Annotated in this window: 11 protein-coding genes; 6 read left to right on the top strand and 5 right to left on the bottom strand. The window is 72.0% G+C overall.

Annotation, left to right across the window (positions count from 1 at the left end):
* Positions 1-254 precede the first annotated feature (254 nt).
* Entirely contained in the window at positions 255-1,067 is an 813-nt protein-coding gene (locus ACWDR0_RS32995) for an SAM-dependent methyltransferase (RefSeq protein WP_456355509.1), read from the top strand.
* Positions 1,068-1,179: 112 nt separating this feature from the next.
* On the opposite strand, the gene ACWDR0_RS32990 is transcribed toward ACWDR0_RS32995, so the two are convergent.
* The gene (locus ACWDR0_RS32990; protein WP_456355508.1) at positions 1,180-2,091 is read right to left on the bottom strand and encodes a helix-turn-helix domain-containing protein; all 912 of its coding nucleotides are present in this window, start codon (positions 2,089-2,091) and stop codon (positions 1,180-1,182) included.
* 95 nt (positions 2,092-2,186) lie between these two features.
* A complete protein-coding gene (locus tag ACWDR0_RS32985) occupies positions 2,187-2,426 on the bottom strand; it encodes a DUF397 domain-containing protein (RefSeq protein WP_456355507.1) in 240 nt (79 codons plus the stop codon).
* A gap of 255 nt (positions 2,427-2,681) precedes the next feature.
* Here ACWDR0_RS32985 and ACWDR0_RS32980 point away from each other — a divergent pair, with 255 nt between their 5' ends.
* Both ACWDR0_RS32980 and ACWDR0_RS32975 read left to right on the top strand, forming a co-directional pair.
* Positions 2,682-4,064 (top strand): serine hydrolase domain-containing protein, encoded by a 1,383-nt coding sequence (locus tag ACWDR0_RS32980; protein WP_456355506.1) that lies wholly within the window; start codon positions 2,682-2,684, stop codon positions 4,062-4,064.
* Between the two features lie 238 nt (positions 4,065-4,302).
* A complete protein-coding gene (locus ACWDR0_RS32975) occupies positions 4,303-5,427 on the top strand; it encodes an amidohydrolase family protein (RefSeq protein ID WP_456355505.1) in 1,125 nt (374 codons plus the stop codon).
* A 54-nt stretch (positions 5,428-5,481) separates the two neighbouring features.
* Here ACWDR0_RS32975 and ACWDR0_RS32970 read toward each other — a convergent pair whose 3' ends face one another.
* On the bottom strand, positions 5,482-6,825 hold the full coding sequence (locus ACWDR0_RS32970) for a tetratricopeptide repeat protein (RefSeq protein ID WP_456355504.1): 1,344 nt from the start codon (positions 6,823-6,825) through the stop codon (positions 5,482-5,484).
* Between the two features lie 167 nt (positions 6,826-6,992).
* On the opposite strand from ACWDR0_RS32970, the gene ACWDR0_RS32965 reads away from it, so the two are divergent.
* The 3 genes from ACWDR0_RS32965 to ACWDR0_RS32955 all read left to right on the top strand — a co-directional run bounded on the left by ACWDR0_RS32965 (position 6,993) and on the right by ACWDR0_RS32955 (position 10,055).
* The gene (locus tag ACWDR0_RS32965) at positions 6,993-8,354 is read left to right on the top strand and encodes a M64 family metallopeptidase (RefSeq protein WP_456355503.1); all 1,362 of its coding nucleotides are present in this window, start codon (positions 6,993-6,995) and stop codon (positions 8,352-8,354) included.
* 199 nt (positions 8,355-8,553) lie between these two features.
* On the top strand, positions 8,554-8,895 hold the full coding sequence (locus ACWDR0_RS32960; protein WP_456355502.1) for a hypothetical protein: 342 nt from the start codon (positions 8,554-8,556) through the stop codon (positions 8,893-8,895).
* Between the two features lie 173 nt (positions 8,896-9,068).
* Positions 9,069-10,055, top strand: a complete 987-nt coding sequence (locus ACWDR0_RS32955) for an aldo/keto reductase (protein ID WP_456355501.1) — start codon at positions 9,069-9,071, stop codon at positions 10,053-10,055.
* Between the two features lie 135 nt (positions 10,056-10,190).
* On the opposite strand, the gene ACWDR0_RS32950 is transcribed toward ACWDR0_RS32955, so the two are convergent.
* The gene (locus tag ACWDR0_RS32950) at positions 10,191-10,508 is read right to left on the bottom strand and encodes a hypothetical protein (protein WP_456355500.1); all 318 of its coding nucleotides are present in this window, start codon (positions 10,506-10,508) and stop codon (positions 10,191-10,193) included.
* A gap of 51 nt (positions 10,509-10,559) precedes the next feature.
* A partial coding sequence (locus ACWDR0_RS32945; protein WP_456355499.1) for a polymorphic toxin-type HINT domain-containing protein occupies positions 10,560-12,412 on the bottom strand: 1,853 nt, incomplete at its 5' end.

Raw genomic sequence — 12,412 nt, 5'->3', positions numbered from 1 at the left:
CGCGACGCCCGGCACGCACACTCTCCCCCTGTGCCCTGCGGGCACGGGGGGACCCCCAGCGTTGTCGGGATTTCCCAAGTACGTCCAGTACGAGGGAAACCGCCCCCTGGCTTCGCCGGGGGTACCCCCACCGCCTTGCGATTGCACGCGCCGGACGCCGTAGGCCCCGCCCTCCGGGCGGACAACGCTATTCGTCAGACACGCCCTAGCATGGGCCACCGCTCGAACGAACGGGAATGCGGGTGAGCAACCGGATGCAGATCACGTCGTGGCGCCCCGAGGCCATCGACACCACGGTGCCGAGCGTGGCCCGGATGTACGACTACTACCTGGGGGGCAGCGACCACTACGAAGCCGACCGGATCGCCAGCGAGAAGCTGCTGGAGCAGGTGCCCAGCACACGGACGCTGGCCGTCAACAACCGGCGCTTCCTCCGCCGCGCGGTCCGTGTCCTCGCCCGCGACTACGGCATACGCCAGTTCATCGACCACGGCTCCGGACTGCCCACCCGCGACAACGTCCACCAGGTCGCCCAGGCCGTCGACCCCGGCTGCCGCGTGGTGTACGTCGACAACGACCCGATCGTCCTGGCCCACGGCCGCGCCCTGCTGGAGGAGGACGAACGCACCGTGGTCCTCCAGGCGGACCTGCGGGACACCTGCGGCATCCTGGGGCACGAGGAGACCCGCCGGCTCATCGACTTCACCCGGCCCGTCGCCGCGCTGTTCGTCTCGGTCCTGCACTGCATCCCGGACGAGAGCGACCCCGCGGCCCTGCTGCGCCGGGTTGCCGCGTCCCTCGCCCCCGGCAGCTTCCTCGTCGTCTGCCAGCTGGTCAGCGACCGGCCGGAGATCCGCCGCTACGTCACCGACTTCATGGCACGGGCGACCGGCGGCACCTGGGGCCGGGTCCGCGAAGAGAGCGAGGTCCGCGCCTACTTCGACGGCCTGGAGATCCTCGAACCCGGCCTGGTCGAGGTGTCGGCCTGGCGGCCGGACAGCGACCTCGACCCGGTCCAGCAGACCGACGAATGGATTGAATGGGGAGGTATCGCCCGAATCGGCTGAGCCGTGCTGCGGCCGCGGGGGAGCGGCATCCCGGACACCGGGGTGCCGGTTCGCCGCCTGCCGTCCGCCGGGCGGCGAACCGCAGGACCGTCCGGCCCCGCGCGGGCCCGGCTCAGGCCCCGCTCAGCACCCCGAGCTGACGGCGCAGCACCTTCGCCGACTCCACCGGAGTGAGCGCACAGGCCCCCAGCCGGTCCATCATGTCCCGGTACTCCTCCACCACCTTCGGTTTCTGACTGAAGGTCGAGTCCGTCAGATGTTCGAGGTAGACCGCGTCCTTGAGATCGCCGAGGGCGAACCGGAGGAAGGTCACCCCGGTACCGATGCCGATGGCCGCCGACACGTCCAGCGGGGCCACCTGGAGCGTCACCCGCGGCCGCTCCATCATCTTCAGCAGATGCTCCAGCTGCGAGCGCATCACCTCCCGGCCGCCGACCGCCCGCAGCAGAACGGATTCGTCGACGATCGCCCAGAGCCGCGGCGCGTCCGGCAGGTCGAGCTGCCGCTGCCGCTCCTGCCGCAGCTCCACCCGGCGGATCGCGTCCCGGGCCGACAGCCCGCCGGGGCCCGCCTTGATGACGGCATGGGTGTACGCCGGTGTCTGGAGCAGCCCGGGCACATAGAACGGCTCGTACGTACGGATCCGCTCCGCCGCCCCCTCCAGGGCGACCAGCGGGGTGAAGAAGTCCGACAGCACATCGCTGTACGAGCGCCACCAGTCGGGGCGGTGCGACTGCTCCAGCAGCCGCATGAACTCCCCGACCCGGTCCTCGCCCGCCACTCCGTACAGCGCCAGCAGCGCCAGGGCGTCGGCCCGTTTGCAGCCGTGCCGCCCGAGTTCGATGCGGCTGGTCTTCGAACGGGAGAAACCGAGCCGGGAGTCCACGTCGGCGGGGTCGAGGCCCGCCGTGATCCGCAGCTCGCGCAGCTTGCCGCCGAGGATCAGCCGGAGCGCCGTGGGGTTGTTCTCCACCGGGCCCAGTGGCCGGAGGAACCACGGCTCGGAGGGTTCGGCTGAAGCCATCGGGCGCTCCTGCGGACGCGGGTCGGGATACGGGAGGAACGCCAGTATTCACCATGCCGGGGCGGGCCCGGCCGAACCCCGCGCCCGCCCGTGGATTATCGGCCGATGACCGCGTCGAAATCGCCTGCCCGGGCGCCCGCCACAAAGGCGGCGACCTCGTCGCGCGTGTAGATCAGCGCCGGGCCGTGGGGATCACGGGAGTTGCGGATGGCGACCGCCCCGCCGGGAAGCGCGGCCAGCTCGACACAGTTGCCCGTGGCATTGCTCTGGCTGCTCTTCGTCCAGGTGACCGAGGACAGCGCGGTCGCCCGCACACCGTTGTAGATCTGTTCCACTGCGAGGCCCCTCGTGAAGCATGTGTTCCGGTTCCGTTCCGTGCACACTCCACCGTACGGAAACCCGGATGCAATCGCGTATGCAATTGCACGAACGGTGACCGGCCACCGGTGCGGCCCCCGCGGCGGGACCGGGCACCGGGCCGTACGGGCGGTGCTCCCGCGCCCCGCGCCGGGGCATCCGCCCCGCCGTGCGGGCTCACCCGAACGGGCCTAGCCTGGACAGACCCCTGTCCCCGTCGGAGGAGGGCCGCCGTGAAGTCTCCGTCGCCCCGCTGGCGTACCGCCTGGGTGAGCACGGCACTCGCCGGACTGCTGCTCGCACCGGCGTCCACCGGACTCGCGTACGGCGCGGCCGCACCGGCCGCGCACCCCTTCGCGGCCACCGCGCCCGCCGGTTCCGTTCTCGCCCCCTCGCCCTCACCGAGCGGGGATTTCACCGAACTCGACGCCTCCGTGGCAGCCCGGCTCGACGACGCCATCCGCAAGGTGCAGAGCGAAACCTCGGTACCCGGTGTGTCGGTGGGCGTCTGGGCGCCCGGCAAGGGCAGTTACGTACGCTCCTTCGGCACCGCCGACAAGTCCACCGGCGCCCCCATGGAGAGCGACCTCTACACCCGGATCGGCAGTCTCACCAAGACGTTCACCGTCACCGCCGTCCTCGAACTCGCCGACGAGGGCAAGGTGGGCCTCGACGACCCGATCGGGAAGTACGTGTCAGGGGTGCCCAACGGCGACGAGATCACCCTGCGGCAACTGGCCGGAATGCGCAGCGGGCTCTACAACTACTCCGAGGACCCAGACTTCTACAAGGCGCTGACGACCGACCCGAACCGGCCCTTCACCCCGCAGGAACTCCTCGACTACTCGTTCAAGCACCCGGTGCTCTTCCCGCCCGGTGAACGCTTCGACTATTGCAACACCAATCTGATCCTGCTGGGGCTGGTGGTGGAGAAGGCGGGCGGTGCGCCCCTCGCCCGCTATATCCAGGACCATGTCCTGGACCCGGCCGGTCTCGACCGTACCCTCTTCCCCGTCGGCGCCGAGTTCCCCAGCCCGCACGCCCACGGCTACACCAACCAGACCGCGTCCGGGAAGGTCGAGGACGCCACGGACTGGGACCCCTCGTGGGGCTGGGCCGCCGGGGCGATGATCTCGGACCTGGAGGACCTGCGGAGCTGGGCCCGTACGCTGGCCACCGGCACCCTGCTGACCCCGGAGACCCAGAACCAGCGGCTCGAATTCGAGGACACCGGCTTCCCGGGCACCGGCTACGGCCTCGGCATCTTCAACACCAACGGCTGGATCGGCCACAACGGCTCGCTGCCCGGCTACGAGGCGGTCGCCGTCTATCTGCCCGAGTCGCAGGCCACGATGGTCATCGTCATCAACACGGACATCCTCCACGACGGCGCCGAGCCGAGCACGCTCTTCGCCGAGGCCGTCACCGAGATCGTCAGTCCCGACCACGTCTACGCCCTGCCGACCGGGAGCGCCCAGGAGAAGCAGAGCGGCACCGAGTCCCCGTCGCCGTCGGCCTCCCCGTCCACCTCCCCGTCCGCCTCCTCGCCGTCGGCGACTCCCGAGACCTCCGAGACCTCCGGAACCTCCGACAGCTCCGGGACCCCGTCGCCCTGACCCGCACCACCGGATCCGGCCCCGCGGCGCCCCGCCGCGGGGCCGGACCATGCCACGCCCCGCCGCGGCCCCCGGCGCGAGGCGCCCGGCGGACCGCGCCGCGGATCACCCGCCCGGCCGTCCCGGCGGCGCCCGCATTCGGGCGATCCCGGCGCCCGCCCGGCGTGTGCCCGGCGTGCGCCGGGCGCCGGCGGCCCAGAGTGGGAGCCCCATCCCCGCACCGACCAGGGACACGGACATGTCGAACGAGCCCCCGGCCGTGGGCCGCCGGAACCTGCTGCTGATGGCCCCCGCTGCCGCCGCCGCGGCAGCGGCCGTGGCCGCCCCCACCCCGGCCGCGGCCCGCCCCGCGGCCTCCGGACCCGCGGTACCCGGCCGGCCCGGTGCCGACGGCCGGGCCGCCCGTATCGACGTCCACCACCACTACACCGCTCCCGAATGGCTCGCCTGGGCCGAACGGAAGGGCCTGGTGTCGGCCGCCCAGTTGCCCTGGTGGACCCGGTGGGACGCGGACACCACCCTCGGTCTGATGGACCGGGCCGGGATCGCGACCGCGGTCGTGAGCCCCGCCATGCCGGTCCGCGGTTTCGCATCCGCCGCCCAGCGCCGGGAGAGCGTCGATGTGGCCCTGGACGCGGTCGCCCGGCTGATCGCCGACCACCCCGGCCGGTTCGCCTTCTTCACCCCGGTCTTCCCCGACGACCTGGAGACCTCGCGCCACTCCATCGCCCGGGGCCTCGGTGAACTGGGCGCCGTCGGCGTCCAGACCCGCGCCAACACTCGCGGCATCTATCTCGGGGACCCCTCCCAGGACCGGCTGTTCGCCGAACTCGACGAACGGGCGGCGGTCGTCAACACCCATCCGCACGAGCTGCCCGGCACCGACCCCGCCCGGCCCGCCGTCCCCGGGGTGCCCGCGTTCTACTGCGACTTCCCCCTCGACACCACCCGCGCGGCCGTCAGTCTCATCGTCAACGGGACGCTCGACCGCTACCCCCGGCTGAAGTTCATCCTGCCGCACGGCGGCGGGTTCCTCCCGTTCATCGCCGACCGGATGAGCGCCTTCGCCCACTTCCTGACACCGGAGGTCGAGGCCGAACGGGTACGGGACCATCTGCACCGCTTCTACTACGACACCGCCGCCCCCCTGGGCGCGGCCGCCGCGGCCGCCCTGCTGGCCACCACCGACCCCACCCGCATCCTCTACGGCAGCGACTGGCCGGCCACGCCCGCCGACACCATCACCGATGTCGCGCTGCCCGCGCTGGACCGCGCCGCCGGGCTCACCCCGCTGCAGCGGCGCCGCATCAACCGCGACAACGCCCTGCGCCTGATGCCCTCCCTGGACCGGGTCCGCCCCTGAACGGCAGCGCCCCGGCCGTACTCCGTGCCCCCACTCCTCCGCTCCTCCGCGCCCTCACTCCTCCGGGCGCGGGGGAGCGGCGGGCGGCGGACCCAGCGTCGTCGTCCCCGGCGCCGCCCGGTAGCCCAGCCCCGTACGGTAGGCGTCCATCGCCGCCTCCACCCGCCCGGCCCGCCGCAACAGGTCCCCCAGCAGCCGGCAGAGGTCCGCCAGATCCCCGCTCGCGCCGCTGCGCTCCAGCAGCGCCAGCGCCTTCACATAGTGCTCCTCGGCCTCCTCGGCCCGGCCGCGCTCCTCGGCGATCAGCCCGAGCAGCCGGTGCGCACCGCCCGCGTGCACCGCGCCGTGCCGGTCGTCCAGCCGCAGCAGCGTCCCGGCCACCTCCGCGGCCTGGTCGTAGCGGCCCATCCGCCGCAGCACGTCCGCCAGCTCCACCTCCACCTGCGCGGTGAACAGCTCCGCGCGGCGGGCGCTGAGCATGTCCCGGGCGGTCCGCAGCTCGGTTTCGGCGAGCGCGAGTTCACCGCCCTGGGCATGGACGTAGCCGCGCATCCAGTGGCAGTGGGCGAGATCGGTGCCCAGCCTGAGCTGACGGTATATGGCCTGCGCCTTGGCCAGTGAGGCGTCGGCGTCCGCGATCCGGCCCTCGGCGAGGAAGGTCCGTGCCACCTGCCGGTGCATCCCGGCGACCAGCGCCGGATCGCTGACCCGCGGCGCCAGCGCCAGCGCGAGTTCGGCCGCATGCGCCGCCCGGGCATGCGCCCCCATATCGATGTACGGGCCGATGACGGCCGCGTACAGCAGCACCAGCGCCTCCGGATCGGCCAGCCCGCTGGTGCTCAGCTCCTCGATCGCCGACTCCAGCAGATAACAGGCGTACCGCAGTTCGCCGGTGAGCAGATGGGCCACCGCCCGGCCGCGTACCGCCCGTGCCCGCCGGGGCAGCGGGGCATCGGCCAGCAGCCGTTCCGCCTCCTCGAAGTGCCCCAGTGCGGCTTCGAGGTCCCCGGTCTCCAGCGCGCAGTCCCCGAGCCCGAGGGCGGCCTCCGCCTGCTCGGGATCCAGCCCCAGCCGGGCCGCGTCGGCGGCGACGCGTTCGAAGGCCCCGGCGGCGTCGGCGGCGGAGCCGGTGGCCAGCTCGCGCTGGGCGTCGGTGAGGGCGAGCCGCAGTTCGGTGGCGAGCCGGGCGGGCCGCCCGGTCGTCAGTTCCTCCACCGAGGTGTTGAGCCGTCCGGCGAGAAACCGCAGCGCGGCCTCCGACGGCCGGACCCGCCCGGACTCGACGATGGAGATGTACGCGGGGGTGTACGACGGCTCGGCGAGCTGACGCTGTGTCATGCCGAGCTGTTTGCGCAGCCGTTGCACCCGGCGGCCGATCCCGGCCTCTTGGTCCTCCATGGAATCCCCCTGCACCCAGAACCCCCCTGCCGATTCGGACCCCCAGTATCGACCGTCCGCGGGGCATTGCGCAGTCGGGTCCGGGACCCCTAGCTTAAGCACGCAATTAAGTGGACTTAACTCATTGTTTAACTCGACTTGAATCGCCTCTGGGGAGGGGACCCGTTATGCCCTCGTTCATCCGACGCGGAGCCTTGACCGCGGCCGGTGCCGCCGCCGTCGTCACCGCCGCCCTCGTCGTGGCCCCCGGCGCGAGCGCCGACCAGGCCGCCGCCGGACCGACCGTACCGCCGCGGGTCGAGGTCGAGATACCCGGCCCGGAGTACGGCGCCGCCGCCGGCTCCGGCCACACCCTCGTCCCGGCCGCGGGCCGGGACCGGCCCGCCCCGAAGCTGTCCGCCGCGGAAGCCGCCGAGGACGGCCGCGTCACCCGGCTGACCGGCACCGGCAGCACCGCCGACCGCCTCGACATCGTGGTCATCGGCGACGGCTACACCGCCGCCGAACTGCCCCGCTTCCAGGCCGACGCCCGCGCCATCTGGGACCAGACCGCCGCCGTCGAGCCGTACACGACCTACCGCGGACTCTTCAACGTCTGGGCCGTCGACGCCGTCTCCAACCAGTCCGGCGTCACCGGGGACCCGGACCGGGCCACCGTCCGCGACACCGCCCTCGGCTCCTACTTCTGGTGCGGTGACATCGAGCGGCTCCTCTGCATCGACCAGGCCAAGGTCGACCGCTACGCCGCCAAGGCACCCGAGGCCGACCTCGTCATCGTCCTCGCCAACAGCACCAAGTACGGCGGCGCCGGATACAACGAGCCCAGCCAGAGCCTCGGCTACGAGGGCATCGCCACCGCGTCCGCGGGCAACCCCAAGTCCGGCCAGGTCGCCATCCACGAGACCGGACACTCCCTCGGCAAGCTCGCCGACGAGTACTTCTACCCCGGCTACCCGGGCTACGAGCAGTACACCGGCCCCGAGCCCGCCGACACCAACATCTCCACGCTCTCTGCGGCCGCCATCGGCCAGCAGCGCGTCAAGTGGCACCGCTGGCTCGGCGAGACCTCGCCCGACGGCGGCACCGTCGGCGCCTACGAAGGCGGCGGCTACTTCGTCAAGGGCCTCAACCGGCCCACCGAGAACTCGATGATGCGCTCCGTCGACAAGCCCTTCAACCTCCCCGGCACCGAGGCGATGATCGCGGGCTTCTACCGCCACGCCAAGCCGGTGACCGCCGTCACGCCCACGGACAGCGTGCTGCGGCTGCGCCACACCGCGAAGGCCGCCCCGGTGAAGCTGACCGGCGCCGACGGCCGGCAGCTCACCCTCCGCTGGTACCTCGACGGCAAGGAACTGCCCCGCTTCGCCGGACGTTCCGAGGTGAAGGTCGCCCACCTCGCCCCGCGCCTGCTCGACCGGCGCGCCCACCGGCTCACCGTCACCGCCGAGGACCGCAGCCCGTCGGTCCGCGACCCGCAGATCGCCGCCACCATGAAGGCGTCGGTCACCTGGTCCGTCCGCTTCTGACCGCCGGACGACGCACCCCGCCGTACGGCGCCCGTCCACCGGGCGCCGTACGGAACACCAGTCCACTACCGGGCACCCATACGGCCCCGGACCCGCCGTTCCGGCCCCGGGGGGAGCGCCTGACCCGTTTCCCCCACCCGGCCCGCCCCGCTTCCGTACCGTGGCTCCCGGCGGAGAGCGCCGCGGACGGGGAGGTCGCGTGGACAGGGAATCGCGCAGGCGGATGGTCGCCGAGGTCCAGGCCGAGCGCGAGCGGCTGCTGCCGCTGCGCGCGGAGGCGACCCGGACCACCATCGCCCTCGTCCGGCAGAACACCGAACAGCCGCCGGAACTCGTCCCCTATCTGAACCTCGCCTTCCTCCTCGGCGTCCGGCGCTCCCAGGGCCCCGACGCTGTACTCGCCTTCGCCCTGTCCCTCGCCAACTGGGCCGTCGCCACCGTGGACGAGGTCGCCCGCTACACCGGCCGCACGGCCGAGCAGGTCGTCGACCAGTACGAGACCGACATCATGGCCGCCCACGCCGAACCCGACGAAGGCTGACCCGCCGGGCGGGCCTCTCCGCAGCCGTCGGGCCCGTGTACCCGGCTGCCGCCGGACCCGCGGCGACGGCCCGTCCGAACCGCCCTTGACTTGCAGCGCACTCCAACAGGAATGCTCCTCGGCAGGCCCGCGCACCGCACGGGCCGCGGAACCACCGCACCCGAGGGGGACCCATGAAGTACCGGCGCATCGGCAGCGACCCGGCCACCAGCCGCACCGTGAGCGTGCTCAGCCTCGGCGCGATGCTCTTCGGCACCCGCACCGACGAGAAGACCTCGTTCGCCGTCCTCGACCGCTTCGCCGAGGCGGGCGGCACCTTCATCGACACCTCCAACAACTACGCCTACTGGCTCGACGACAGCCGCGGCGGAGCGAGCGAGGAGCTCCTCGGCCGCTGGCGCCGCAGCCGCGGCGTCGGAGACGAGATCACCATCGCCACCAAGCTGGGCGCCCGCCCCCGGGAAGCCGGCACCGGGTGGATCGACAACCCCGAAGGGCTCTCGGCCCGGACCATCCGCACCGCCGCGGACGAGAGCCGCGAACGCCTCGGCCTGGACCGGCTCCCCCTGCTCTACGCCCATATCCAGGACCGCTCCACCCCGCTCGCCGAAACCGTCGAAGGATTCGCCGCCCTGGTCGCCGACGGCACGGCCGGCCTGCTCGGCGTCAGCAACCACTGGGCCTGGCAGGTGGAACGCTCCCGCGCCCACGCCGCGGCCGCCGGACTCCCCGGCTACGAGGTCCTCCAGTACAGCCACAGCTATCTGCGCCGCCGCACCGACCGGCCCGACGCGGCCTCCCAGGACGGCCCCTTCGGTGTCGTCGGCGGCGACCTCATCAGCTATCTCCGCGCGGAGCCTCAACTCGCCCTGGTCGCCTACACCCCGCTCCTCGGCGGCGCCTACACCCAGGAGAACCGCCCCTTCGGCGAGGACTTCGACCACGCCGGTACGCCCGTACGGCTCGCGGCCCTGGACGCCGTGGCCAAGGAGACCGGAGCCACCCGCAACCAGGTCGTCCTCTCCTGGCTCATCGGCGGTGAGATCCCGGTGATCCCGCTGGTCGGCGCCTCCTCGGTGGCCCAGCTCGACGAGAGCCTCGCGGCGGTCGACCTGGAACTGACCGCGGAACAGCGGGCCCGCCTCGACGCCGCCCACTGACCCGCGCCGCCCGCGCGCGGACGGAACCCCGCGGGCGGCCGCACGGGCCGCGCGGACGGAACGGCGAGGGGGCCCGCCGCCTGTGACAGGCGACGGGCCCCCGGGGTGCCGGAGCGGAGGAGGACGGGTGCGGAATCAGTCCTCCGTACGGAACCGCTTCAGCGCCTCTTCCAGCGCGTGCTCGTACTCTGCTCCCCGGGCCCGGAGAACCGCCCGGACCCAGGCCCTGCCGCTCTCACTCGCATGGGTGTAGCGCCAGCCGAGTGCATGCGCGGCCCGCTCTTCCCGCTCCCGCCGTCCGCCGGTGGTGGTGACGGGCAGCGAATGGCACAGGTTGGAGATCTCCGCGATGCGCTCGAAGGCCGCCGTGGTGTCCGTGTCCCGACCGGAGAGGGCTCCCCTGGAGACCGTTCTGATCTCCAGGAAGCCGTCGACGATCAGAGCGCCGGCCACCTCCTCCGGCCCTACGGCACCCGGGCGCGGACCTCTGCCGAGGATTCCCATCTAGCTCGACCAGTTCTCCCAGTTGCGGATGTAGATCGGTGTATCCCAGGCAATCTTGCCCTCACCGGTGTTCGCATGATGTCTGGCGGCTTCCATCAGCAGATAGGCCCGATGGTTGCCGTTGGACATCCGCTTCTCCGCCGTTCCCACGGTCAGCACGTCTCCCGGACCGGACTTGGGTGTGAACACCGAGGTCATCAGCTTGTCTTCATCCAGCTTCTTCAGCTTCTTCATCTGACCACGGCTCTGGTCGGTACCGCCGACATCCTCGATCCGGATGCTCCGCAGATCCGCCACGGTCGCGTTCGGCTCGGGCCGTTCCGGCTTCGAACGGGAGATTATCTTGGAGATGAATCCGCCGGTCGGGCAGTTGTGCGCCAGGACCGGAACGGCCCCCGCCAGCACGTAGTAGGTGTGGAGATCGCTGACGGTGAAGTTGTGGACCGTGGCCTGGGCCGTATGACGCTCGACCGCGGTGATCTGGGCGAGGGTGCCGGCTCCGGTGCGGAGCCAGTTCCCGGCCGCCAGGTCGGTGGCGTCGATCCACTCCTTCAGCTCGGGAACCCAGAAGGGGTGGCCGTCGGTGGCGGTGACGGTCGAGGTGGCCGAGCCCTTCGCCCCGTCGGTGTCGATCGTGATCTCGACGAGGTTCTTGCTGCCCTCGCCCCTGATCTCACCGACGACGGTCTCGACGGCGGTCTCTCCGGTCTCGGGGTCGGTGGCGACGACCCGGTCGCCGTTCCTGACCTCTTCGATCGGCTTGGTCGTACCGTCCGCCATCAGGACCAGCGTGCCGGGAACGAAGCTGTTGCTGTCCGACTTGCAGCCGGGCCCCGCCCCGCCGCTCGACGAACCCTCACCGCGGGAGCTGCCGCTGCGCGAACCGCTGCGCCCGCTCTTGCCCGGTGAATCCTCCTTCTTGACCTGCTGCCGGGCCCGGTTGATGGGCTTCTCGGCTTTCTTGGCCGCGGCCTTCTTCGCCTTCTGTACGGCGTTTCCGGTCTTCTGCGCCGCCTGCTTCGCCGCTCTCAGCTTGGCCTGTTCGGCCTTCTTCTTGAGCTGGGCGGCCTTCTCGGCGGCCTTCTTCTTGGCTTCGGCCGCCTTTCTGGCCGCCTCCTGGGCCTTGCGGGCCATCTCGATGATCTGGCGGGCCTTCTCCTGGGCCTTCTTCCAGGCGGAGATGGCACCCGAGATCCTGCTGACGGCCTGCCAGACCTTCTTCGCCGCGCTGAAGACCTTCGTCCACGGCAGGGCGTCGATGATCATGCGGCCACAGGCCCACAGATCGCCCCGGGAGAAGCAGGCGATCATGTCGTCGTAGCCGATCAGACCCTTCAGCAGGGACCAGCCCGCGTCCGCGATCACACTCGACATCGAACGGTTCTGCTCGGCCTGCGCCCAGGACAGCTCGCTCTTGGACGGCCCGCCGTACTCGTCGCCGTTGTAACCGCCGCCACCGCCGCCGCCACCCTGGGCGGCCGACATCAGACCGGTCGGGTCGGCGAAGGTGACCGGGTTGTTCTCGCTGTACGAGTAGCCGTTGATCTGGACCGGGTCACCGATGTCGATCAGCGGGTCGGCGGAGATGAACCGGCCGGTGGCCGGTTCGTACTCGCGGGCCCCCAGATGCACCAGACCGGTCGAGGAGTCGTCGTCACCGCCGACGAAGCCCTTGTGGGAGCGCCAGCTGGGGCTGGGACTCCGGTCGACGCCGAAGGGGTCCTTCTTGGCGAACTTGACCGCACTGCCACCGGCCAGGCCCACATTGATGTAGGGCGTGCCGTTGTGGTCCGCCACCTGCACCGACAGCTCACTGCCGCCGGTCCCGAGAACACCGGTCCGCCAGCCAGCCC

Source organism: Streptomyces sp. NPDC003691 (assembly GCF_053981115.1).
Note: the sequence above shows the minus strand (reverse complement) of the source record. Positions and strands in the feature narration are given on the sequence as shown.